Annotated in this window: 22 protein-coding genes; 8 read left to right on the top strand and 14 right to left on the bottom strand. The window is 69.7% G+C overall.

The genetic code is table 11. The annotated features are described in order from the left end of the window. Positions 1 to 6 precede the first annotated feature (6 nt). The 4 genes from ABD736_RS12765 to ABD736_RS12750 all read right to left on the bottom strand — a co-directional run bounded on the left by ABD736_RS12765 (position 7) and on the right by ABD736_RS12750 (position 4,632). Positions 7 to 1,371 carry a sensor histidine kinase gene (locus tag ABD736_RS12765; RefSeq protein WP_344792160.1) on the bottom strand — a complete coding sequence of 455 codons (1,365 nt, stop codon included), beginning with the start codon at positions 1,369 to 1,371 and terminating at the stop codon, positions 7 to 9. Next, positions 1,368 to 2,252, bottom strand: coding sequence for a CPBP family intramembrane glutamic endopeptidase (locus tag ABD736_RS12760; protein ID WP_344792159.1), 885 nt, complete (start codon positions 2,250 to 2,252; stop codon positions 1,368 to 1,370). Before ABD736_RS12760 ends, ABD736_RS12765 begins: the two co-directional genes overlap by 4 nt. Before the next feature lie 584 nt (positions 2,253 to 2,836). Beyond that, positions 2,837 to 3,469 (bottom strand): CE1759 family FMN reductase, encoded by a 633-nt coding sequence (locus ABD736_RS12755; RefSeq protein ID WP_344792158.1) that lies wholly within the window; start codon positions 3,467 to 3,469, stop codon positions 2,837 to 2,839. Further along, a complete protein-coding gene (locus tag ABD736_RS12750; protein ID WP_344792253.1) occupies positions 3,466 to 4,632 on the bottom strand; it encodes an LLM class flavin-dependent oxidoreductase in 1,167 nt (388 codons plus the stop codon). The genes ABD736_RS12755 and ABD736_RS12750 overlap by 4 nt, the downstream gene beginning before the upstream one ends. 380 nt (positions 4,633 to 5,012) lie before the next feature. Here ABD736_RS12750 and ABD736_RS12745 point away from each other — a divergent pair, with 380 nt between their 5' ends. Together ABD736_RS12745 and ABD736_RS12740 are read left to right on the top strand one after the other, a co-directional pair. Further along, entirely contained in the window at positions 5,013 to 6,146 is a 1,134-nt protein-coding gene (locus tag ABD736_RS12745; RefSeq protein WP_344792157.1) for a hypothetical protein, read from the top strand. Positions 6,147 to 6,257: 111 nt separating this feature from the next. Then, on the top strand, positions 6,258 to 9,341 hold the full coding sequence (locus ABD736_RS12740; protein WP_344792156.1) for a beta strand repeat-containing protein: 3,084 nt from the start codon (positions 6,258 to 6,260) through the stop codon (positions 9,339 to 9,341). A 90-nt stretch (positions 9,342 to 9,431) separates the two neighbouring features. Here the strand turns inward: ABD736_RS12740 and ABD736_RS12735 are convergent, their stop codons facing one another. Genes ABD736_RS12735 through ku form a run of 3 tightly spaced genes read right to left on the bottom strand, consistent with a single transcriptional unit; the run spans position 9,432 to position 11,607 of the window. Further along, positions 9,432 to 10,337: an EamA family transporter gene (locus ABD736_RS12735; protein ID WP_344792155.1), complete on the bottom strand. Its 906-nt coding sequence runs from the start codon at positions 10,335 to 10,337 to the stop codon at positions 9,432 to 9,434. A gap of 9 nt (positions 10,338 to 10,346) precedes the next feature. Beyond that, positions 10,347 to 10,727, bottom strand: coding sequence for a VOC family protein (locus ABD736_RS12730; RefSeq protein ID WP_344792154.1), 381 nt, complete (start codon positions 10,725 to 10,727; stop codon positions 10,347 to 10,349). Positions 10,728 to 10,749: 22 nt separating this feature from the next. Next, positions 10,750 to 11,607 (bottom strand): non-homologous end joining protein Ku, encoded by an 858-nt coding sequence (gene ku / locus ABD736_RS12725; protein WP_344792153.1) that lies wholly within the window; start codon positions 11,605 to 11,607, stop codon positions 10,750 to 10,752. A 75-nt stretch (positions 11,608 to 11,682) separates the two neighbouring features. Between ku and ABD736_RS12720 the strand changes: the two genes are divergently transcribed. Both ABD736_RS12720 and ABD736_RS12715 read left to right on the top strand, forming a co-directional pair. Beyond that, a complete protein-coding gene (locus tag ABD736_RS12720; protein WP_344792152.1) occupies positions 11,683 to 14,199 on the top strand; it encodes an ATP-dependent DNA ligase in 2,517 nt (838 codons plus the stop codon). A gap of 112 nt (positions 14,200 to 14,311) precedes the next feature. Beyond that, positions 14,312 to 15,478, top strand: coding sequence for a ThiF family adenylyltransferase (locus ABD736_RS12715; RefSeq protein WP_344792151.1), 1,167 nt, complete (start codon positions 14,312 to 14,314; stop codon positions 15,476 to 15,478). Positions 15,479 to 15,536: 58 nt separating this feature from the next. Here the strand turns inward: ABD736_RS12715 and ABD736_RS12710 are convergent, their stop codons facing one another. Beyond that, a complete protein-coding gene (locus ABD736_RS12710; RefSeq protein ID WP_344792150.1) occupies positions 15,537 to 15,785 on the bottom strand; it encodes a MoaD/ThiS family protein in 249 nt (82 codons plus the stop codon). A gap of 4 nt (positions 15,786 to 15,789) precedes the next feature. Next, on the bottom strand, positions 15,790 to 16,857 hold the full coding sequence (gene moaA, locus ABD736_RS12705) for a GTP 3',8-cyclase MoaA (protein ID WP_344792149.1): 1,068 nt from the start codon (positions 16,855 to 16,857) through the stop codon (positions 15,790 to 15,792). A gap of 45 nt (positions 16,858 to 16,902) precedes the next feature. On the opposite strand from moaA, the gene ABD736_RS12700 reads away from it, so the two are divergent. Then, a complete protein-coding gene (locus ABD736_RS12700; RefSeq protein ID WP_344792148.1) occupies positions 16,903 to 17,337 on the top strand; it encodes a molybdenum cofactor biosynthesis protein MoaE in 435 nt (144 codons plus the stop codon). Positions 17,338 to 17,342: 5 nt separating this feature from the next. Here ABD736_RS12700 and ABD736_RS12695 read toward each other — a convergent pair whose 3' ends face one another. The 3 genes from ABD736_RS12695 to ABD736_RS12685 all read right to left on the bottom strand — a co-directional run bounded on the left by ABD736_RS12695 (position 17,343) and on the right by ABD736_RS12685 (position 20,529). Continuing rightward, positions 17,343 to 19,508 carry an acyltransferase family protein gene (locus tag ABD736_RS12695; RefSeq protein ID WP_344792147.1) on the bottom strand — a complete coding sequence of 722 codons (2,166 nt, stop codon included), beginning with the start codon at positions 19,506 to 19,508 and terminating at the stop codon, positions 17,343 to 17,345. 131 nt (positions 19,509 to 19,639) lie between these two features. After that, positions 19,640 to 20,092, bottom strand: a complete 453-nt coding sequence (gene sufU / locus ABD736_RS12690; protein ID WP_344792146.1) for a Fe-S cluster assembly sulfur transfer protein SufU — start codon at positions 20,090 to 20,092, stop codon at positions 19,640 to 19,642. Positions 20,093 to 20,130: 38 nt separating this feature from the next. After that, the gene (locus ABD736_RS12685) at positions 20,131 to 20,529 is read right to left on the bottom strand and encodes a hypothetical protein (protein ID WP_344792145.1); all 399 of its coding nucleotides are present in this window, start codon (positions 20,527 to 20,529) and stop codon (positions 20,131 to 20,133) included. Between the two features lie 47 nt (positions 20,530 to 20,576). Here ABD736_RS12685 and ABD736_RS12680 point away from each other — a divergent pair, with 47 nt between their 5' ends. Continuing rightward, a complete protein-coding gene (locus tag ABD736_RS12680; protein ID WP_344792144.1) occupies positions 20,577 to 21,611 on the top strand; it encodes an LLM class flavin-dependent oxidoreductase in 1,035 nt (344 codons plus the stop codon). After that, on the top strand, positions 21,608 to 21,940 hold the full coding sequence (locus ABD736_RS12675) for a hypothetical protein (RefSeq protein ID WP_344792143.1): 333 nt from the start codon (positions 21,608 to 21,610) through the stop codon (positions 21,938 to 21,940). Before ABD736_RS12680 ends, ABD736_RS12675 begins: the two co-directional genes overlap by 4 nt. A gap of 70 nt (positions 21,941 to 22,010) precedes the next feature. On the opposite strand, the gene ABD736_RS12670 is transcribed toward ABD736_RS12675, so the two are convergent. Further along, a complete protein-coding gene (locus ABD736_RS12670; protein WP_344792142.1) occupies positions 22,011 to 22,661 on the bottom strand; it encodes an NADPH-dependent F420 reductase in 651 nt (216 codons plus the stop codon). 143 nt (positions 22,662 to 22,804) lie between these two features. On the opposite strand from ABD736_RS12670, the gene ABD736_RS12665 reads away from it, so the two are divergent. Continuing rightward, complete coding sequence (locus ABD736_RS12665) at positions 22,805 to 23,062, top strand: nuclease (RefSeq protein ID WP_344792140.1); 258 nt, start codon at positions 22,805 to 22,807, stop codon at positions 23,060 to 23,062. 34 nt (positions 23,063 to 23,096) lie between these two features. Here ABD736_RS12665 and ABD736_RS12660 read toward each other — a convergent pair whose 3' ends face one another. Continuing rightward, positions 23,097 to 23,498, bottom strand: coding sequence for a four-helix bundle copper-binding protein (locus ABD736_RS12660; protein ID WP_344792139.1), 402 nt, complete (start codon positions 23,496 to 23,498; stop codon positions 23,097 to 23,099). Positions 23,499 to 23,509: the final 11 nt, after the last annotated feature.

The following is a 23,509-nucleotide window of genomic DNA, read 5'->3' as shown; positions in this document are numbered from 1 at the left end:
GCCAGGCTAGCCGCCCACGGGAGTGCGGCCTGCGGCATCCGTGATCGGCAGTGTCGCAGTGACGCGGGTGCCGCCGCCCGCCGGGCTCGCCAGTTCGAGCCGGCCGCCGAAGCCGCGCGCACGGTCGCTGAGGCCGGCGAGGCCGTGACCCGGTCGCGGCGCCGCCCCGCCGATGCCGTCGTCGGTGACCTCTATAAGAAGGACTCCGTTCTCGGCGACGACGCGGACGTCGATGCGCGTGCCCTGCGCGTACTTCGTCGCATTGGCGAGCGCCTCGTGAGCGATGAAGTAGGCGTTGCGTTCCAGCTCGGGGCTGAGCTCGACATCTGCCGGGATGCCTGAATCGACGCGTGCCGGAACGGGGTTGCGGTCGGCCACCGACTCGAGCGCGGCCACCAGTCCGCGGTCGAGCAGGATCGGCGGCGCGATGCCGAGCGCCACGGCGCGCAGCTCCTCGAGTGCGTCGTGCGCCTGCTGCGCCGCCGAGGCGATCAGCTCGCGGGCGGCCTCAGGGTCGTCGCCCATGCGGCGACCGGCCGAGGCGAGATCGAGTTGCAGGCGGATGAGACGCTGCTGCGGGCCGTCGTGGATGTCGCGCTCGATGCGGCGCACGGCCGAGTCTTCGGCGGCGACCGCGGCGGCGCGCGATTCCTGCGCCTCTGACAGCTCGGCGCGGAGCGCTTCCTCCGTGCGCGCACCCAGCAGCGCCCGGGCGACACCCCAGTGCAACCACACGAGACCCCGGGTCACGAAGGGCAGCACCACGAGGACCGCGACGCCGATGACGACATAGAGGACGCCCTCGAGCACCCGCTGGTCGCCGCCGAGCCACTGGCGCAGCAGCCATTCGAGGCCGCCGTTGTTCGTGCCGGCCCTGCCGCCGAGCAGCCAGCCCCACAGCGGCCAGCTGACGCCGCCGAGTCCGAGACCGAGGCAGACCACGAGCACCGTGAAGGAGACGACCGCGACGATGAGCTGCGGGGCGAGGACGTAGGCGAGAGTCGCCCAGTAGCGGATGCTGCCGAAGAGCATGCGGAAGAACCCTACGAGCCCGGGCGCCGAGGCCCAGGTCGCACGCCGGATGCTGGGCAGGCCGGTCCATTCGAGGAGTGCGAGGTCGACGGCACCGACTCCCCTGCCCACGTACATGCCGGCCGCTGCGGCGATGAACACCCCGATGAAGAAGAGCGGCACCAGACCGATACCGAGCGCGAACAGCGTCCACCCGACGGTGAAGCCGACCACCGCGGTGAAGAAGAGGGCGACGATCGCGAGGACCTCTTTGCCTGCCCGCGGCCAGCGCGCCGCGTAGCGCCGCCAGCCGCCGACCTCTCGGGCCGGCGCGAGCGCGGTCGGTGCTGCGACGGTCATGCGCGGGCCTCCTTCGAAGCGATCTTGCCCTGCTTCGGCAGCACGAGGAACAGCACCCCGAGCGCGGCGCCCAGGAGGAGCGTCACGAGCGAGCCCTCGATGCCGAACGCTCCGCCGTTGAGCAGCGAGCTGCCGTGGGCCGAGATCTGCAGCACGCCGTCGGGCCTCGTGCCCGAGACCGGGATGCCGAGCAGCGACTCGGTGGCGTTCCAGCCGGCGTGGATGCCGATCACGAGCCAGAGGTTGCGCCGCCATAGGAAGGCCGCGCCGAGGAAGAACCCGGCCTCGATCGCGATGTCGAGCGCCGACCACACCGACACGGTCGACGCGCTGAGGTCGTTGAGCAGGTGGACCGCGCCGAACAGCAGCGAGGTGATGGCGAGCGCCGGGATCCACCCGAGCCACTTCTCGATCGCCTGCAGCAGGATGCCGCGGAACATCAGCTCTTCGAGGAACGCCGACACCAGGACCATGCTCACCACGTTCAGCACCTGGTGCGCCCCGAAGTGCGCGAAACCGTCCACCCGGTAGCCGCCGAGCGCGAGGACGATCGGGAACGCGACCGCCATGAACAGGCATCCGATCACCAGTCCGGCGAGTGCGTTGCGGGCTTTACCCGCCCCCGTCAGCTCGACGGGCTCACGGCGCGCCCAGCGGCGCATGATCACCGCAATGTAGAGCCAGAGGCCCACACCGACCGCGGCCACGACCCCGACCAGGCCGAGCACGGCCGGCCAGAGCGAGACGTCGTGCTGCGCGCTCGCGAAGGCGCCACCGATCGTGTCGAGAGCGAGCAGGATCACGACGCCGCACAGCGCCCAGACGCCGGTGCGCTCCATGAGCCTTCTCTTCGCCTTCAGAGGCACTTCCACTGCTGTCATCGGTCTCACCGTTTCGTGCGAATCGCCGGGATTTCCGGCTGAGACCAACCTGGCAAGCGGGGGCACGCGGCGAACTCAGGGCAGCCGACGAAAACGGGGTGGGGTTAACCCCCGTGCAACGGGCGCGTGGAACGAAGAAGAGCCCCGGTCGTCACGACCGGGGCTCTTCGAAGATCGGTTGCCTTACTGGCAGCTGTCGCACTGCAGCAGGTCCATCGGGTCGACGGGAACCGCGTAACCGCCGACGGTGTCGTTGCTCTCGTAGTCCATGGTTGCCCCCTCGAATCGAAGCTCTTGGTGCGGGGCCGAAACCCCTTCCGCGTCTGCGGTAGGAACACTATATATCCGGAATTACACGAATGTCATGCCACTAGATGTGGTGTTTCCAGATTTTTTCTCTCCACACCTTTCAACACAGATTCCCCACACTTCCTTCCACATCCATGGTCCTTGAAACCACTGACATTCAGGCCGGTTATGCACAGAAGAGCGCCGGTTCGGATCGCAGCTCAGAACCGGCGCCCTTCGGCGTGTCGTCGGCGTGTCGCGGGTCTCCATTCGGCTTCGCCGAAGTCGACCGGCGACTATTCGGCCGAGAAACCGCCCGTCACCGAGAACGAGCCGTCGAGGGCGAACGGGTCGGTGAGCCTGCTCGACCGATCGGTGACCGCGACGCGTGCCGCGAACTCACGGCCGGCGCGAGCGATCCGGTCGGGAAGGCTCGGCAGCGAAGCATCCGCCTGCCCCGCCCAGTCCTCAGTCGCCGCGTACACGCCCGTCGGTAGGACATCCGCGTGCATGTACGTGAGCACCGGCCGCATCGCGTAATCGAGCACCTGCGAATGACGAGGCGACCCACCCGTGGCGCCGATCAGAGTCGGCAGCCCCGTCAGCGCACTCGGCTCGATCACATCGAGGAACGACTTGAACAGGCCGTTGAAGGACGCGTTGAACACCGGGGTGACGACGATCAGTCCGTCGGCACCGGCGACGGTCTCGATCACCTCGGCGAGCTTCGGGCTCGGGAATCCGGTCACCAGGTTGTTGGTGACGTCCTTCGCCGTGTCCCGCAGTTCGAAGACGGAGGCCTGGGCGCCGGTGTCGAACTCGTCGCGGAGCGCCTCGACGGCAGCAGCTGCGAGACGGTCGGCGAGAATGCGTGTCGACGACGGGGCGCCGACGCCTGCGGCGACGACGGCCAGGTTGCGGGTGGTCATGCCTGCACCTCCTCGGCGGCCGGCTCCTGATACGGCGAGCCGTCGGTGAGGTTGTCGCCGCGATTCGCGCCCGGGCGGAACTGGCGAGCGCCGCCGCTCGCCTCAACCAGTGCCGCGTGGGTCGGCGCGTCCGGGACGCCGGGCGCGCGGCGCGCATCGAACTCCTTACGCAGCACCGGCAAGACCTCCTCGCCGAGCAGATCGAGCTGCTTCAGAACCGTCGTGAGCGGAAGCCCCGCGTGGTCCATGAGGAACAGCTGGCGCTGGTAGTCGCCGACGTACTCGCGGAAGCCGAGGACCTTGTCGATGATCTCCTGCGGGCTGCCGACGGCGAGCGGCGTCTGCTCGCTGAACTCCTCGAGGGTGGGGCCGTGGCCGTACACGGGCGCGTTGTCGAAGTACGGGCGGAACTCGCGCTTCGCGTCCTGCGAGTTCTTCGCGAGGTAGAGCTGGCCACCGAGGCCGACGATCGCGTCCTTCTCTTCACCATGGCCGTAGTGCGCGTAGCGCTGGCGATACAGCGCGATCATGCGCTGGGTGTGGGATGCCGGCCAGAAGATGTGGTTCGCGAAGAATCCGTCGCCGTAATACGCGGCCTGCTCTGCGATCTCGGGGCTGCGGATCGAGCCGTGCCACACGAACGGAGGCACGCCGTCGAGCGGACGCGGCGTCGAGGTGAAGCCCTGCAGCGGGGTGCGGAAGTGGCCCTCCCAGTCGACGACGTCTTCGCGCCAGAGACGGTGCAGCAGGGCGTAGTTCTCGATGGCGAGCTGGATGCCTGACCGGATGTCCTTCCCGAACCACGGGTAGACAGGGCCGGTGTTTCCGCGGCCGAGCATGACGTCGACGCGACCGCCCGAGACGTGCTGCAGCATCGCGAAGTCCTCGGCGATCTTGACCGGGTCGTTCGTCGTGATGAGCGTGGTCGCGGTCGAGACGAGCAGCCGCTCGGTCTGCGCCGCAATGGCGGCGAGAAGAGTGGTGGGAGACGAGGAGAAGAACGGCGGGTTGTGGTGCTCGCCGATGGCGAAGACATCCAGGCCCACCTCCTCGGTCTTCTTGGCGATGGCGATCGCAGCAGTGATGCGCTCGCCCTCGCTCGGGGTGATGCCGGTGGTCGGGTCGGGGGTGATGTCGCTCACCGAGAAGACGCCGAACTGCATAGATGAAGAGGACATGTCCCGCTGCTTCCATTCGTCTGCGCGGCCCCTGTCAGGCGCCGCATTTACATACGTTTGCATAGAACTGACGGCAGGCACGAGGTATTCCCGTCACATTTCGCCGCTCACGCCGGGCATGACTTGCCGCGGGATGCCCGGTCTGGTCTGCTGAGCAGGCGAGCGATCCTCGCGATTCCCTCCTGTAGAGCGCCCGGCTGCCCACCCCCGTGGCCGGACGCTCCAAGGGGCGGTCGCGCCACCCCCACCCGAGGGCCAAAACTGAGGAAAGTTTTCGTTGGTCCTATTGAGTGCCGGTCAGTTGTCAGATAATCTGTCGTCTGGTTTCTACCACCCGGGGGACGGTAATGGATTCGGATCGGCGCATGCCGTCGTGGCTCAAGGCCACGATTCGTGCTGCCCTGATCGCGACCGCCGTCGGCGGCGGGCTCTTCGTCCTGTCGCAGGTTCTCTCGCCGTCTGAAGCGCACGCAGAGACCCTCTCTGACTCGACGCAGGCCGTCAGCCACACGGCATCCGACAGCTCGCTGCTGGGCCCGGCACTGTCGGGCGTCGGCTCGACGCTTGGCTCGGTGACCCATGCGGTCGACGGTGTCGCCGGTGGCGTCGGAACGACGGCGGACGCCGTGGTGAAGCCGACGACCGGCACGGTCTCAGCCGTCGTGTCGACGGCCGTTCACACGCTTCCGGCGCCGGTCCAGGCGCCTGTCAAAGCCGTCACCACGCCGGTCACCCAGACCGTCTCACACGTGTCTTCGCCGGTCACCCACACCGTGTCTCAGCTTGGTGCCGCAAAGCCCGCGAGCACCGTGCTCGGGGGCGTCTCGGCCGCGGTCGACGGTGTCGTCTCCGGCATCGAGCAGGCTCCTGTTGTCGGCTCCGCGGTCAGCGGAATCGCCGGTCACAACCCGATTTCGACGGTCACGTCGCCTGCGGCGGCCGGCCTCGACGACGCGATCGCCTCCCTCACGGGAACGGTCGACACGACGGTGACGGAAACGACCGACGGGCTCGACGCCGGGCTCTCCGGCGAGGCTCCCACGATCGGCTCGCTGCCCATCGCGGACGGTCTTCTGCCCGGTGGCGACGCGCTCGGCAGCGGCCTCGACAGCGCGCTTTCCGGCGACTCTGCAGGCCTGCCGACGCCTACCGCTGCCGCTCCGAGCATCGCCGCCGCTGAGCCGCTGCACGGCCCTGTTCTGGGTTCTCTCAGCGCGCCCGGCAACGGCCGCATCGCAGCGCTGACGGTCACGCCGTCCGCTGTCGGGCCGGCGCAGCTCACTACCCCGCTCGGCAGCCCGCTGACACCCGGCGGCCTGCTCGCCGGCGGCGCCGGCTCCGCCGCTGTCGGCGGCGGCAGCGGCGCGGGCTCCACGCCCTTCGCGAGCTCGCTCAGCGGCTTCGACTTCCCCGCGCTCGGTGCGGGGCTCTCCACCCTCGAAGGCACCGATGCTCTGCCGGCATCCCCCGTCTTCGAGCACGACTCAACGCCTGACTAGGTAGGGCGCAGTCCGCCTGCTTGCCGTCTCGGCGAGCGCATGGCGGGCAGACGCGTACCCACGGATCGCGCGATCGCTGCGGTCCCTCCTACCCAGTCAAGGAGTTTTCTCGTGAAAGCCAATACCGCTAGGGCGCTGTGGTTCGCAGTCGCCCTCGGGGGTCTGACCCTCGCGGGGGCCGCGGCGGCGAATGCCGCCACCGGCGACCCCACCACATCGACAGCATCCGACCCGACGAGCACCAGCCCCGTCTCGTCGCTGCTCACCAACAACGGCCTCGTCGACGCCGTCGCGGGCGACACCGTCGTCGACTCCGTGGTCGGCGGAGCGGGCACGGCCGTCGCGCCGGTAACCGACGCCGTCGACCAGGCAACGGCCGGCACCGCGGTTCCCGCGGTCGTCGACTCACTCGTCGGCGCGGATTCCGCCGCCGCAGATGTTCCCGGGGACGGCAGCCTCGTGGACGGCGGCACGGTGGGCGACGCCGCGGCGAACACCGACAGCGTGCTCGACGCAGTGACTTCCGGCGGCGACGTCGCGGGCGCTGTGAGCGACACCGTCAGCGACGCCGTGTCGGACGTCAACACGACCGTGACCGACGCGCAGACCAACAGCACCCAGGTCATCGGCGATTCGGGCATTGTCCCGACCGCAACCGACAACGTGGCCGACACCACGAGCGACCTGCTCTCGGGTGACGCGGCTGCGACCGGGGCCGACCTCGGCACGACGGTGAACGACGCGCTGACCGGCACGGCGGATGCCACCGACTCGACCGGCCTCACCGACACCGCGCTTGCGGACACGCTCGGCGCGACCACCGCGACCAGCTCGGCCCCCGGCACGGACACCGTTCCAGGCGACGAGCTCAGCAACGCAGTCGCCCCGGTGACCGACACCGGGCTCACGGATGCCACGTCCGCACTGCTCGGCGGAACGGACGCCACCCCGCTCGAGGACCTCACCGGCTCAGACAGCCCGGTCGACACCGTGGCAGGCGACGACCTGCTCGACTCGGTGCTCGGCTCGGACAGCCAGGTGCCCGCCACCGCTGACCCGGTCACGGGCACGGTCGACGGCCTGACCGACACCACCGCCACGTCGGACATCGTGGACGCGGCCGTCGGGCAGGACTCGGGCCTGAACGACATCGCCGGTGACGGCACCCTCGTCGAGGGCGGCCTGGTCGGCGACGCCACCCAGAACACCGACGCGGTGCTGAACGACCTCGCCACGGGCGCCCCGGTCTCCGACGACCTCGGCACCGACGTGAACGGGGTCACGAACGACCTCACCACCACCGGCCAGGACGCCGCGGCCAACCTGAACGACCAGGTCGCGAACGGCCTTGCCGCAGACGCTGCGACCGACACCGCCCAGACCGTGACCGACCTGCTCGGCGGCGGCGACGTCGCGGGCGATCTGTCGCAGACCGTGACGGACGCGGGTGACAACACCTCCGATGCTCTCGACAGCACCGGCCTCACCGATGACGCAGCCGCCGACCTGCTCGGCGACTCGGGCACCGGCGCCGGCACCACGGCCCCGGCCGGTGGAGCTTCCGCCGCGACCGACCCGGTCAGCTCTGCGATCGACAACGGCATCGTCGACAGCGCGCTCGGCGCTGACAACGCGGTCGACCAGGCCACCGACGGCGGGAACGTGGTCGAGGACCTGACCGACCCGGGCGCCACGCTCGACCAGACGGTCGGCGACCCGATCGTCGACCAGGTGCTCGGCTCGGACAGCCCGCTCGACGCCGCGACCGGCGACGACTCGCCCCTCGCCGACATCACGGGTGACGGGTCCGCGGCGGACGACATCGCCGGCGACGGTGCCCTCGTCGAGGGCGGCCTGGTCGGCGACGCCGCGACCAACGGCGACGACGTGCTGACAGACGTCGAGTCCGGCGGCGACGTGGTCGGCGACCTCACCGACGCTGGCGGCCTGCTCGACGACGCTGCCGCTGACACGGCGCAGACGGTGAATGACGCCGTGGCCGGCACCGACCAGACCCTGGCCGACACCGCCGCCGCGCTGCAGTCCGACGACCCGGTCGGCGGCCTGCAGGACGTCGTGAACTCCGACGTCACCACGCAGTCCGGCCTGCTCGACCCGGTGCTCACCGACGTGCTCGGCGACACCGACACGACCAGCACGCCCGGAAGCGGAGCCGGCAGCGGCACTGGCACCGGCACCGGCACTGACCCGATCACCTCGGCCCTCGGCGCCGGTGTCGTGGACACCGTTCTCGGTGACGGCAACGTGGTCGACCAGGCCACCGACGGCGGCAACGTGCTCGAGGACCTGACCGACCCGGGCGCCACGCTCGACCAGACGGTCGGCGACCCGATCGTCGACCAGGTGCTCGGCTCTGACAGCCCGCTCGACGCCGCGACCGGCGACGACTCGCCCCTCGCCGACGTCACGGGCGATGACTCGGCCGCGAACGACATCGCCGGTGACGGCGCCCTCGTCGAGGGCGGCCTGGTCGGCGACGCCGCAACCGACGTCGACAACGTGATCACCGATGTCGAGTCCGGCGGCGACCTCGCCGGCGACCTCGCGACCACCGTCGACGACGCGCTGAACAACACCGCTCAGACGGTCGACGACACGCTGAACGGCGTGGCGGACACCGCGGCTGACACCGCCGCTGCGCTGCAGTCCGACGACCCGGTCGCCGCCCTGCAGGACGTCGTGAACTCCGATGTCACCACCCAGTCCGGCCTGCTCGACTCGGTGCTCACCGATGTGCTCGGCGACACCGACGCCACCGCTACGGATCCGGGCGACGGCAGCAACCCCGGTGATGGCAGCAACCCTGGTGACGGCAGCGACCCCGGCACCGGCACGACGCCCGGCACCGGCACCACTACCCCCGGCACCGGCACGACGCCCGGCACCGGCACCACCACCAACCCCGGCACGGGCAGCACGCCCGGCAACGGGACCGACCCTGGTGCAGGCACCAGCGGCACCGAGCCTGCCGGTCTCGTGACCAGTGGCGCGCTGGCCGCCCCGCTCGCCCTCGACCCGTCTGCGGCAGCCGCCGCTGCGGCCGATGGCAGCCTTGCCCGCACCGGCACAGACATCAGCTCGGGCCTCGCCGCCGCGCTCGCCCTGCTGATGATCGGCGCAGTCGCTCTGCTGCTGCGCCGGAAGGAGCGGACCGCCGACTCTCCCCGTCGGTAGCCGCAACCCTTGACTGGGGCCGACGCGGTCAGGAAGTGCTTCCTGACCGCGTTGGCCCCATCATCCGTTTAACGTGCGCAGCATGTGGGCTCAGGCAAGCGCGAACAGCGCGGACGCCCCGACCGCGAGCGCCACTCCAGAGACCTGCACCGCCGAGAGCCGCTCGCGCAGCACCAGCCACGCGAGGAGCACCGCGGCAACCGGATAGAGGTCCGCGAGCACCGAGACGACGGCGAGCGGGCCGGCGCGCAAGGCCAGCACGAGCAGCGTGTTGCTCGCGCCGAGCAGGACGCCGGAGGCGATGCCCGCCGCATAGGAGCGGATGCCGGACCGCCCCGGTGCGGCGGCCGCAGGTGCGGCATCCGCGCCGCCGTCGAAGAGTCGCAGCAGACGCGAGACGCGCGTGCTCGCCCGCGCCCACGCAAGCAGCGCGGCCATGATGACGAAGCCGACACCGCCCTCGAAGACCGCCGGGATCAGACCGGAGTCGCGCGGCGCGCGATTCAGCGCGATGATCGAGCCGCCGAAGAGCAGTCCGCCCGCGACGGCCAGCAGCGCCGGCCGCGCGGTCAGACGCTCGCCCGCTCCGATCTTGAGCGACACCAGCGCGCCGCCGGCGATCGCGAGGACGATCGCGAGCCAGGTGAGCGCCGTCATGCGCTGCCCGATGAGCACCGCCGCGATGACCGGCACCGCCGATTCGATGGTGCCGACGATCGGGGTCACCAGGCTCATCGGGCCCGCGACGAGTGCGGCGTAGAACGCCAGTGTGCCCGAGACCGCGAACAGCCCGGCGAGGACGGCCCAGGCGAGCGCGCTGCCGCTCCATCTGCCGCCCGCGACGAGCAGGGCTGCGGCGGCCACGACCGTCGCGAGCCCGTAGGTCAGGAACGAGGTGGGCGCGACGCGCACCCGCGCCGAACTCACCCCGCCGAAGAAATCGCTGACGCCATATGACATTCCGCAGGCGAGGGCCAGTGCGACGGCGACGATCACCGGGCGCGGTCAGTTCTGCAGGATCGAGAGGATGTTGCCGCTCGGGTCGCGGAACCAGGCGATGTCGGGGCCCTCGCCGACCGACTTGCCGCGCACGATGCCCGCCTCGTCGTGCGGGAGGCCCTCGTAACGCTCGAGCTCGATGCCGGCCAGTCGCAGTTCGGTCGCGGCGGTCGTGATGTCGGCGACCTCGAAGTTGAGCACCGTGTAGCCGGCGGGCTCGAAGCTCGGCGACTGGTACACGAACAGGCTCGAGCCGCCGGGCAGCTGCAGCGTGAGTCCGGCCGGGTTCTCTTCGACGACGAGGCCGAGCTTGCCGCCGTAGAACTCCTTGGCGGCGGCGAGGTCGGTGACGCCGAGACCGCTGAAGGCGTGCGCGGATGTCAGCATGGTGGGCTCCTTCGCTCGACGGTCAGTTTGCCTTGCGGCGGCGGGTTCCGGAAGAGGACTTGTCGCTGTCGCTCGAGCGCGAGGACCGCTTGCGGTCGACGCTGCGACGCAGTGCCTCCATCAGGTCGACGACCTCTGCGCCGCCCTCCTCTTCACCCTCTTCCGCCTCTTCGCCGAAGGTCGCGGCGGTGTCGACCGAGTCGCCCTCTTCGAGCTTCGCGTCGATGAGCTTCTGAAGCTCCTCCTGGTACTCGTCCTTGTACACGGCCGGGTTGAAGTCGGCTTCGAGGCTCTTGACGAGGGAGTCCGCCAGTTCCTGCTCCTTCGGCGTGATGCGCGGGGGCTTCTCGAGCACCGAGAAGTCGGCCTCGCGCACCTCGTCGCCCCACAGCAGCGACTGCAGCACCATCACGCCGTCGTCGTGCACGCGCAGCGCGCCGAGGTGCGTCTTGTTGCGCAGGGCGAAGCGCACGATCGCGGTGCGGTCGGTGCGCTCGAGCGTGCGGCGCAGCAGCACGTATGCCTTCACGCCGCCCTTCTCGGGCTCGAGGTAGTAGCTGCGCTCGAAGGTGATCGGGTCGAGCTGCTCGGAGGGCACGAACTCGACCACCTCGACGTCGTCGCGGCTCGCCTCGGGCAGCGACTCCATGTCCTCGTCGCTGATCACGACCGTGCGGTCGCCGGAGTCGTAGGCGTGGTCGATGTGCTCGAACGGGATCACCTTCCCGCAGACGTCGCACCGGCGCTCGTAGTGGATGCGCCCGCCGTCCTTGTCATGCACCTGATGCAGAGAGATGTCGTGGTCCTGAGTCGCGGTGTAGATCTTCACGGGCACGTTCACGAGCCCGAAGGAGATCGAGCGCTTTCCGATTGCTCGCATAGATCCATCTGGCCCGGGCATCCGCTCAGCGTCAAGGCCCTGGAAGCCTGCCGGACGTGCCCGTAGCCTGCCGCCGTGGCCAGGAAAAGCGAACAGCAAGTCGTCAGCGTCGAAGGACACCGGCTCACCCTGAGCAACCTCGACAAGGTGATGTACCCCGAGACGGGCACCACGAAGGGCGACGTGATCAGGTACTACACCGAGGTCGCACCCTATCTGCTGCCCTACGCGAGCGACCGGCCGGTGACCCGCAAGCGCTGGGTGAACGGGGTCGGCACCGCCGAGAAGCCCGGCATGGTGTTCTTCCAGAAGGACCTCGACGACTCGACGCCCGAGTGGGTCGCCAGGCAGGTCATCCACCACAAGGATCACGACAACTCGTACCCGCTGCTCAACGACGTCGCCACGCTCACGTGGCTGGCGCAGATCGCCTCGCTCGAGCTGCACGTGCCGCAGTGGCGGTTCACGGAAGACGGCGAGCGCGGCAACCCCGACCGGCTGGTGCTCGACCTCGACCCCGGCGAGGGCGTCGGGCTGCCGGAGTGCGTCGAGGCGGCGAAGCTCGTGAAGGCGATCCTCGACGACATGGGGCTCGACTCCGTGCCCGTCACGAGCGGCAGCAAAGGCATCCATCTCTACGCCGCGCTCGACGGCAAGTCCACCTCTGAGCAGACGAACGAGCTCGCGCACGAGCTCGCCCGCTCGCTCGAGGCCGACCACCCCGACCTCGTGATCTCGACGATGAAGAAGGTCGATCGCCGCGGCAAGGTCATGCTCGACTGGAGCCAGAACAACGCGGCGAAGACCACCGTCACGCCCTATTCGCTGCGTGGCCGCTCGCGCCCGTTCGTCGCGATGCCGCGCACGTGGCGCGAGATCACGTCCGGCCGGCTGCGCCAGATCGAGCTGCACGAGGTCATGGGGCTGATCAAGAAGCGGGGGGATGCCGCCGAGCCGCTCGCGCCGCCCGCGCAGAACGCCGGCGAGGCCGACCGCCTCGCAACCTACCGCAGCATGCGCGACGCGAAGAAGACGCCGGAACCGGTGCCCGAGAAGGCGCCGCGGCCGGGGTCGGGCACGTCGTTCGTCATTCAGAAGCACGCAGCGCGGCGCCTGCACTACGACTTCCGCCTCGAGCACGACGGGGTGCTGGTGAGCTGGGCGCTGCCGAAGGGCGTGCCGGAGCTCGGTGAGAAGAACCACCTCGCGGTGCACGTCGAGGACCACCCGATCGAGTACGGCTCGTTCTCCGGCGACATCCCGAAGGGCGAGTACGGCGCCGGCCACGTCGACATCTGGGATCACGGCGAGTACGAGTACGAGAAGTTCCGCGACAACGAGGTGATCGCGACGCTGCACGGTGCGCGCGACGGCGGGCTCGGGGGCGAGCCGGTGAAGGTTGCGCTCATCCAGACGAAGCAGGGCGGGGACGAGAAGAACTGGCTCATTCACCGCATGGAGCTGGACGAGGACAAGGGCAAGGCTCGGAACACGGCGAAGAGCACGGCGAAGAGCAAGAGCGCCTCGTCAGGAAAGGGTCTCGATACGGTCGCAGAGCGAGATATTCGACCGGCGGAAGCGAAGAAGAAGGCGGCCTCGTCGGCGAAGAAGCCGTCGGGGAAGGCATCCGCATCGAAACGCGAATACCAGCCCATGCTCGCAACGCTCGGCAGCGAGAAGAGCGCGCACGCCGATGACGCGGCCGTCGAGATGAAGTGGGACGGCGTGCGCGTGCTCGCATATGTTCGCGGCGGCGAGACCAAGCTCGTGAGCCGCAACGGCATCGACATCACGACGACGTACCCAGAGTTCGCCGACCTCGCCGACCGGCTGGGCGGCCACGACGCCGTGCTCGACGGCGAGGTGATCGGCGTGAACAAGCGCGGGCTGCCCGACTTCGGGCTGCTGCAGCAGCGCATGCGGCTCACGAAGCCGGGTGATGTCGAGCGGGTGCGCAAAGGCGTGCCGGTGAAGTTCATGCTGTTCGACGTGCTCGAGCTGGATGGCGAGGACGTCACGGGCGAGTCGTATGACGAGCGGCGGCGGATGCTGGAGGACACGGTGCGCTCAGAAGGCGACATCCTCGTGCCGCCGGAGTTCGACGGGTCGGTCTCGGAGGCGCTCGACCGCGCGCGTGAGCTGCGCCTCGAGGGCATCATGGTCAAGGACCGCGAGGCGCCGTACCGAGTTGGGAAGCGCTCAGAGGCGTGGATCAAGGTCAAGCTGCACCGCACGCAGGAGGTTGTGATCGCCGGCTGGCGGCCGGGGAACGGGCGGCGGTCGGGCACCGTCGGGTCGCTGCTGCTGGGGATTCCCGGCAAGGGCGGGCTCGCCTACGTGGGCCGCGTCGGTACGGGATTCAACGACCGCACGCTCTCGGAGCTGTCGGAGCTCGCGGCCAAGCGCGAGCGAAAGACACCGGCGCTGGTCGACGTGCCGCGCGCCGATGCGAGAGACGCGCACTGGCTGAAGCCCGATCTCGTCGGCGAGGTCGAGTTCGCGGAGTGGACCCGAGACGGGCGGCTGCGCCAGCCGTCGTGGCGGGGGCTGCGGCCCGACAAGGCTCCTGAGGAGATCGTGCGGGAGTCGTGAGGGTCGCCGGCTCGTTGCGTCGCCGGTTTTGGCTCTAACCGCAGGATTTTTGAGCCGGAAGCGGCGACGCGGTGTCCACCTTCTCGTGCACAGCCGGTGTGAGAATCGTGGGGTGGCCGATCTCGCGCGATACTCCCGCCAGCTGATGCTCCCCGGCTTCGGCGCGGGCGGGCAGGCTGCGCTGGAAGCGGCGCGGGTGCTCGTGATCGGCGCAGGCGGCCTCGGCAGCGCGGTGCTGCCGCAGCTGGCCGCCATGGGCGTCGGCACGATCGGCATCGTCGACGACGACCTGGTCGACGAGACGAACCTGCACCGGCAGACGCTGTACGCGCCGTATGACGTCGGGGCCCCGAAGGCGGCGCGAGCCGCCGCCCGGCTGCGCGAGCTGAACCCCGAGGTCTCCGTGCGGGTGCACCTCGACCGGCTCTCGTCCGACAACGCGCTCGCCCTGTTCGCCGAGTACGACCTCGTGATCGACGGCAGCGACAACTTCCCGACGCGGTACCTCGTCGACGACGCGGCGACGCTCACCGGCATCCCGTCGGTGTGGGGCGCCGTGCACCAGTTCGGCGGCCAGGTCGGCATCTCGTGGGACGCGCAGGGGCCGACCTACCGCGAGCTGTTCCCCGTTCCGCCGGAGCCCGGCACGGTGCCGTCCTGCGCCGAGGCAGGGGTGCTGCCCTCGGTGTGCACGGTGGTCGGCGGCCTGCTCGTGTCAGAAGCCGTCAAGCTCATCACCGGCATCGGCGCGCCGCTGCTCGGCCGCGTGGTCGCGTACGACGCGCGCGGTGGCGGGTTCCGCGAGCTCGCGTATGGGCGAGATCCAGAGCGGATGCCTGTCACGGGACTCGTGGATTACGAAGCGTTCTGCGGAGTCTCGGTCTCCATTCGGACTTCGTCCGAGTCGACCAGCGAAGCATCCGCACCCACCAGCGACAGCCAGGAGGAAGAAATGGACGTTCCCGACGAGATCTCAGCCGAGGCATTGGCCGCGATGCGCGAGGCCGGCGAGGCGATTCAGCTCGTCGACGTGCGGGAGCCCTGGGAAGCCGAGATCGCCTCGTTGCCGGACTCGGTGCTGATCCCGTCGCGTCAGCTCGTGGCGCGGTGGAGCGAGCTCGACCCGGCGGCGCCGACCGTCATCTACTGCCACTCCGGGTACCGCTCGGCGATCGCCCGCGATCAGCTGCGGCAGCTCGACTTCGAGTCGGTGACCTCACTCGCCGGCGGGATCGATGCGTGGTCGCGCCAGGTGGATCCCGCGGTTCCTCGGTACTGACGGGGTCTCGATACGCACGGCTTCGCGCGAGCTACTCGGCCAGCGGTGAGGAGCCGCATCAGCCGCCGGCGAAGGGCGGCAGCACGTCGACCGTTCCTGCAACGGGCGTCGCGCGGTCGCGGCGCACGACACCGCCGACGAGGAACGAGCCCGACCGCAGGATGCGCTGCATCGGCTCGCCGTAGCGCTCGACGAGCGCGTCCTGCAGCGCCCCGAGCTCGGCGGGCGACACCGCGAGTGTCTCGCTCTCGACTCCCGTCGCCTCGGCGGCCGCGGCGAAGTACCGAATCTCAATCTCCGTAGGCACAGCTTCAGCCACCGATCGCCCCCATCGACCGCACGGGCGGCGCGAAGTCCGGCAGCGAGATGCCGTGCCCGGACTGCTTGTTCCACATGGCGGCGCGCCAGGCATCCGCAATCTCACGATCCGTGCCGCCTTCGCGCAGCAGGCCGCGCAGATCGGTCTCGTCGTCGCCGAACAGGCACGAGCGCACCGTGCCCTCAGCGGTGACGCGCGTGCGATCGCAGGCCTCGCAGAAAGTGCGGGTGACCGAGGCGATGATGCCGAGCGTCGCGGGGCCGCCGTTCACGAGCCATTCCTCGGCGGGCGACGCCGGGTCGTCGCGGCCGACCTCGGTGAGCTCGAAGTGCTCGCTCAGCACGGCGATGAGCTCGGCCGCCGTGACCATGTGCTCGCGGGCCCAGCTGTGGTCGGCATCCAGCGGCATCTGCTCGATGTAGCGCAACTGCGCGCCGTTCTCGAGCGCCCACCCGAGCAGCTGCGGCGCGTCGTCGAGCGTCTCACGCATCATGACGGCGTTGAGCTTGAGCGGCGAGATCCCCGCAGCTCTTGCCGCACGGATGCCTGCGAGCACCGACTCGAGCCGGTCGCGCCGCGTCAGGCGCGCGAAGTGCTCGGGGTTCACCGTGTCGAGCGAGATGTTCACGCGGTCGAGGCCGGCGGCCAGCAGCGCCGGCAGCCGATGATCGAGCCCGATGCCGTTCGTCGTGATCGAGAACTCGGCGCTCGGTGCGGCGGCGCGGCTCGCGGCGATGATCTCGGCGAGGTCGGCGCGCATGAGCGGCTCGCCGCCCGTGAACCGCACCTCGCGCACGCCGAGGTCGCGCACCGCGATGCCGACGACCCGGCCGATCTCGCCCGGCGTGAGCAGGTCGTCGCGCGCGATCTCGGGCAGGCCCCCCTCAGGCATGCAGTAGGTGCAGCGCAGCGAGCACTTCTCGGTCACGGAGACGCGCAGGTCGCGGGCGATGCGACCGAACCGGTCGATCAGCTCGGGGCTGTCCGGGCGGCCGTCGGTGGGCGGCAGCGCGCGGGGGTCGCGCCGCAGCTGCGGCATCCCCAGCGCGATCGACGTCATTGCGTCACGATAACCCAGCGTGCGCACGCCCATTAGCCTGGGCGGGTGGATGAGCGAACGGATGACTCGGCCGAGGTGCTCGCAGGGGTCAGTTCTGACCCCATCACGATCGAGATCGTCGAGGAGTTCGTGCGCGCATCGGCCAACGGTGCCGTCGTGAGCTTCAGCGGAGTCGTGCGCGATCACGACGGCGGGCGCTCGGTCAGCGCGCTGGAGTATCAGGCGCACCCCGACGCGGAGCGGTTCATGGCCGAGTGCTGCCGCGAGGTCGCGGCCTCGACGGGTCTGCGGGTCGCTGCGATCCACCGGGTGGGTGCGCTCGAGATCGGCGACACCGCGCTGGTGGCGGCGGTGGCTGCGCCGCACCGGCGCGAGGCCTTCGAGGCATGCGCCGAGCTCGTCGAGCTGATCAAGCAGCGCGTGCCGATCTGGAAGCGGCAGCGGTTCAGCGACGGCGTCTCCGAGTGGGTCGGGCTCTGACCGCGTCAGCTTGAGGCGGTCGCCGGTGCGGGTGTGCTCGTCGGTGCGGGTGTGCTCGTCGGCGTAGAAGTGCCCGGTTGCGCGGGTGCGCTCGGCTGCGCGGCCGCCAGCTCGGTCAGCAGCCAGGGGGTGATGGCCGCACCACCGGCCGGGGTCAGGTGAAGACCGTCTGACGTCATCGCCTGCCCGTCGGCGGTCTTCGTGCGGCAGCCCGACTTCGGGCAGATGTATGCGTTGTAGTCGAGCAGCTGCACGTCGGGCTCGTGCTCGGCGGTCTCGCGGATCGCATTGTTGAAACAGCGCATCTGCCGCTTGTCATCGACCACCACGCTGCTCAGCTGATCGGTCGCCAGAAGTACCGTCGGGTGATTCTTCGCGGATCGGACGATGCTCAGCAGCGCCCCGATCTTCTCGGTGTAGCGCTGCTTCCAGGCGGAGTCGCAGGGGCGCAGCCATTGGCCCTCGACCAGCTGCTTCGTGGCATCCCACCCGTTGTGCACGACAACGAAATCCACATTGTTCTTCGCGACGCGGACGCGCAGGTTGGCCTGCCACGGCCAGCAGGCGCGTTTGTTGTCGGCCTTGCTCTGCGTCCAGCCCGTGGCCGTCACCGCTTCGTCTGAATCGAGGATGCCGCAGCCGCCGTACGCGATGCTCTCGGCGCCGATCGCCTGCGGGGCGTTCGCCGTGAGCGCGGAGGACCAGTCCACGGCCAGGGAGTCACCCACGAACAGCGCTCGCGGCGCGGCCCCAGCCACTCCGGGCTTCAGCGTGGGCACAGGCGTCGGCGTGCTCGAGCCCGAGCCCGAACCCGAGCTCAGCATCGCTGCGGCTTCCGCCGTGCTCGGCAGCGACTGCAGCGACGGCAGATACAGACCCGTCGCCACCACAGCGGCGCACGCGACGACCGCGGTGATGATTCCACCCGCGCGCGACCACGGCCGAACGCGTATCGGCTCGGTGATGAACCGGTGAACGAGCCACGAGAGCAGCAGCGTGACCGGGGCGCCGATGCCGAACATCGCCCAGCCGTGAATGGCGGCGCCGCTCAGGCGCTGCAGGATCCAGTAGACGGGCAGGTGAAACAGGAACAGGACGTAGGACATCTTCCCGACTTCCACGAAGAAGCGGTTGTGGAAGGCCTTGGCCAGCAGGTTGCCCGGCAGGCAGAGCGACGCGGTGAGGACAGCCGCGATGACGGCGACGCCCGCGAGGCCGCCTTGGTAGATCCACGCGTCGTGGTAGCTCGTGACCGCGACGCTGGCCAGAACGAGCAACGCGAAGAGCGCGGCCGAGGTGAGCGTCAGCCAGGCCCCGGGCCTGCGCGCCACCTGGACACGGCCGCGCGCCTCCCAGCCCGCGACGACGGAGGCGGCCGCGGCGCCGGCGATGAAGGCGACAGCGCGGCTGTCGGTGCCGAGGTACAACCGGTCGCTGTTCGTTCCGTCGAAGAGCAATGGTGCGACAGCGCCGGCGGCCACCGTGAGCAGAATCAGCGTCGTGATCAGCCACGCCGGCCGGCGCCGCGTGATCAGCCACAGGACGAGCAGGAGGACGGGCCACACCAGATAGAACTGCTCGGTGATCGACAGCGACCACATCTGCCCCAGCGGGTTGATCGCGCCGAGCGCGTCCCAGTACGACTGGTTCGCGGCAAGCTGCTCCCAGTTGGCGACCTGCAGCATGCCGGCGATCGCCGTGCGGCGGGCTCGGCCGAGCTCGGCGTCGGTGCCGAAGCGCGCGACGAGCGCGACCGTGACGATCAGAGCAAGCACGACGCCCGGCAGGATGCGCCGCGCCCGGCGGCCGAAGAACGCCCCGAGGCGCAGGCGCCCCGTCTTGCGCAGCTCGCGAAGCGCGAGCAGGGTGACGAAGAAGCCCGACACGACGAAGAAGACGTCAACGCCGAAGAGCCCGTGGCTCGTGACTCCCGAGTGATAGAAGAGGACGGACAGGATCGCGAGGCCCCGGAAGCCGTCGACCGCAGTGAAGCGCGCTGAACGCATGGCCGGCCCCGACGCCGACGACGGCGACGGCGACGAGCGCACCGTCGACGCTGACCTCCCCGCTGGGGCGGAAGCTCGCGCCGCCTGCAGCTGCTGTTCCGCGAGCCGCAACGACCGCCTGGTCGGGAACGGCGCCTGCTCGGGCGCAGTCGGCTGGTCGGTCATCGGCCGCATTCCCCTGCGGCCATCGGCTCCACGAGCGTGCACATGGCAACAGCCTCGCAAGGGCCGCTACCGAGTGATCACTGAGCCGCTACGGAAAGTCGGCGTGCCGACTACTGAAAGTAGTCGAGCGTCTACGCCGCCTGAGGGAGCTTCGTCAAGGCATCCTCGACGGCGACCCAGGACAGCATCGCGCACTTGACGCGCGCGACGTAGCGCGAGGCGCCACCGAGCACGACGGCGTCGCCGAGCAGCTCCTCGTCGCCCTCGACCTGGCCGCGCGAGCGCATCATCTCGCGGAACTCGTCGATGCGGTGGGTGAGGTCTGCGGTGTCGAGGTCGACCACGAGATCGGAGAGCAACGAGGCCGAGGCCTGCGAGATCGCGCAGCCGTGCCCTTCCCAGCTGAGCGACTCGACCCGATCGCCGTCGGCGCTCAGGTGCAGGCGCACCGTGACCTCGTCGCCGCAGGTGGGGTTGAGCTGGTGCGATTCCGCCGCGGCGCCGTCGCGCAACCCGAAGTGGTGGGGCGCGCGGGCGTGATCCATGATCGTCTCGCGGTAGAGGTCTTCGAGGTCGTCGCTCACCCTCTCAGGCTACGTCGAGTGCGCACACCGTGCCTGAGTCAGTCCTCCGACAGCGCCTGCGCCACGCCCTGCGCCGCGGCCTGAAGGTCGGCGCCCGCGGCGACCTGGTCCTTCGCGGCGAGCGCCTGCTGGGACTGCGCGACGAAGCCGTCGGCGGCGGACTTCTCGTCGGCGCTGAGCTTGGACGAGGCATCCGCATATTTCTTCAGTGCGCGGCCGGCCGCGTCGATCTCGTCCAGCGACGTCTTGGGAGAGATGCTCAGCGCGTAGGCGACCGCGTCGTTCAGCGAGTGCACCTGCGCCGCAGAGGTCGCGGTGGTGGTCGGCACCGAGATGGTATCGGTCGCCCTGTTGTCTGACGCGCCCTTCGAGCAGCCGGTGAGAGCGAGCGCCGCGGCGAGCGCCACTGTCATCACAATGGGGGACTTTTTCATCACCAGGCCAAGTTATCGACGGGCGGGGGCGATACGAAAGGATCTGATTCATGAGTGACGAACTCGTGCTGGGCCTCGACACCTTCGGCGACGTGCTCGAGGACGATCAGGGCGGGTTGAAGACGTATGCCGCAAGCATCCGCGACATCGTCGAGCACGCCGTGATCGCCGACCAGAGTGGCGTCGATGCGATCACGCTCGGCGAGCACCACCGGCCCGAGTTCGCGATCAGCTCGCCCGAGATCGTGCTCGCCACGATCGCCGGCCGCACTTCACGGATCAAACTGGGCACCGGGGTCACGGTGCTGTCGTCAGACGACCCCGTGCGCGTGTTCGAGCGCTTCGCGACGCTGGATGCCGTCTCGAACGGCCGGGCAGAGGTGATCATGGGCCGCGGGTCGTTCATCGAGTCGTTCCCGCTGTTCGGCTTCGACCTCGCCGATTACGACCTGCTGTTCGAAGAGAAGCTCGCGCTGTGGGCGAAGCTGCTCGACGAGAAGCCCGTGACGTGGCGCGGGAAGACGCGGCCGCCGCTCACCGACGCGGACGTGTTCCCGAAGACCGAGAACGGACTGACGACCTATGTCGGCGTCGGTGGCTCGCCCGAGTCGGTCATCCGCACGGCGCGGTACGGATTCCGGCTGATGCTCGCGATCATCGGGGGTGCGCCGGGGCGGTTCCGGCCGTACATCGATCTGTATCACCAGGCGGTGACCGAGCTCGGGAAGCCGGCGCTGCCGATCGGGGTGCACTCCCCCGGCTTCGTCGCCGACACCGATGACGAGGCGAAAGAGCTGCTGTTCCCGCGCTTCAAGAAGGTGCGCGACAAGATCGGGGCCGAGCGCGGCTGGCATGGCGAGGTGACCCGCGAGCACTTCGAGCAGGAAGCAGCGGTTGGGTCGGTCTATGTCGGCTCGCCCGAGACCGTGGCGCGGCGCATCGCCGCGACCGTGCGCGAGCTCGGCGTGCAGCGCTTCGACCTGCTCTATACCTCGGGGTCGGTGCCGGCGTCGGCTGCAGCACGGGCCGTCGAGCTCTACGGCACGAAGGTCATTCCGATGGTGCGCGACATCCTGGCGTCGTGACGCGGGTCGATACGACGGAAGCGGGTCGATACGACGGACGCCTGCGTCGGCGGTCTTCCGCGTATCGACCCATCTCCGCACAGCGGCGCGTGATGCCGCTCGGGCGGTCGGGGTACCGCGAGGGCATGACCGAGATGGAGAACGGAACGCACCCGCAGGACCCCGCGGAGGGCGCCGACGACGACCAGCAGCAGCGCAGCGACGACCGCAGCCCGCACCCCGAGCAGCCCGCAGAGGGCGGCGACCACGGCGCCCGGCAGAACGAGGAGCGCCCGCTGAACGACGGCGACGACATCACGCAGCCGGGCGGCGAAGAGCCCGCCGATTGAACGGCAGTCTGCTGGGCACCGATTGAAGGCGGGTGACGGATGCCTGAGGCATCCGTCACCCGCATCGAGATCAGCTGTGCACAGCAGCCCTCGTCGCCCGCTGCAGCGCGGCCTCGAGCTCGGACTTGGTCAGGCGCGGGCCGTAGCCGGGCGTGTCGCGCTCGATGCGCCAGCTGTCGGCGACCGGGCTCGCATCGACGGTGTCGAAGCCGAGCTGGTCATAGAAGGTGCGGGCGAACTCGAGCGCATCGGCGTGGTCGCTCGCCACGGCGAGCGCGCGGCGGGCGGGGTCGCCGGCCGGCAGGCCCTGCTTCGGGATGTGCGCCCAGTTGATGTGGTTGAAGGCCTTCACGACGCGGGAGCCCGGCAGATGCTTCTGCAGCAGGCCCGTCGTGGTGTCGCGCTCCTCATCGAGGTCGGCGATGCGCCCGTCGCGCGCGGGGTAGTAGTTGTTGGTCTCGAGCACGATCTTGCCCGCGAGCGGCGCGGGGTCGATCTGCCAGATGTTCTTCAGCGGAATCGAGACGAAGGCGATGTCGGCAGCGGCAGCCGCCTCCGCCGCCCACGCTGCCCGGGCGCTGCCGCCGATCTCCGCGACCAGATCGGCGAGCGTCTCAGGCGCACGGGAGTTGCTGACGACGACGTCATAGCCGTGCTGGGCCGCGAGCTTCGCGACGGTGCCGCCGATCTTGCCTGCACCGATGAATCCGAGAGTTGTCATGCTCGGGGCAACCGGCGCCGGCGGCGGCGGATTCCGCGCGCCGAGCTGTCTTTCAGCGTGTTACGGAATGCGACCGGCGCGCTTTGCCGCCCTGCGCCGGCGACGTACCGTCGACCTACTCAGACCGCGAAGAAGGTGAAGCCATGTCCCGCACGATCTCGTCGACAGTCCTCCCGATCCAGCAGGCCATGGCCGGCGCGACGCCGAGCGCCTGGCGCGACGGACTGGTGCTCGAGGCATCCGGCAATGAAATCGTCGTCGCGTTCTTGGAAGGCGGCGTGCTGCGCCTGCGCGCGTTCGACGCGCTCGCCGAACTCGCGGCAGGCGAGCCGGTCGCCTTCCACCCGGTCGCCGAGATCCTCGACGCGCGCCACCTCCTGACGACGGCGCGCGTCGCGTAACTCGGCCCAGCCCGCGCTCTTCAGCGGCGGCCGATCAGGCCTGCATCCCGGCCATCATGGCCTCGCACTTCGCGACCATGTCTTCGCAGGCCATGGCGCAGTAGCGGCAGTGCTCTGCCATGTCGGCGTGCATGCGGCACTCGGCGGCGCAGGCCCTGCCCATGGTCATGCAGGCGGTGAGCATCGCGGTCATGACGCCCATGTCCATGCCGAGCGGGCGCATCATCATGCGCATGCAGGCGTCGGCCATGTCAGCCATGTTCGAACACATCGCGGTGCACTTCGCCATGCTCTCGCCTTCGCCCATGTCGGCACCGGCGCACATCGTCGCCGCCATCGAACAGGCGTTGAGGGATTGGATGCACTCCTGCATCGCGCCCATGTCCATCGGCATGCTGCCCATGGACATGGACTTCATCATCTCCATCGTGTCCATCTCGTTCTCCG

This window comes from Gryllotalpicola daejeonensis, from assembly GCF_039538145.1.
GTDB lineage: Bacteria > Actinomycetota > Actinomycetes > Actinomycetales > Microbacteriaceae > Gryllotalpicola > Gryllotalpicola daejeonensis.
The sequence above is the reverse complement of the archived record's forward strand: the minus strand, read 5'-3'. Positions and strand labels throughout refer to the sequence as shown.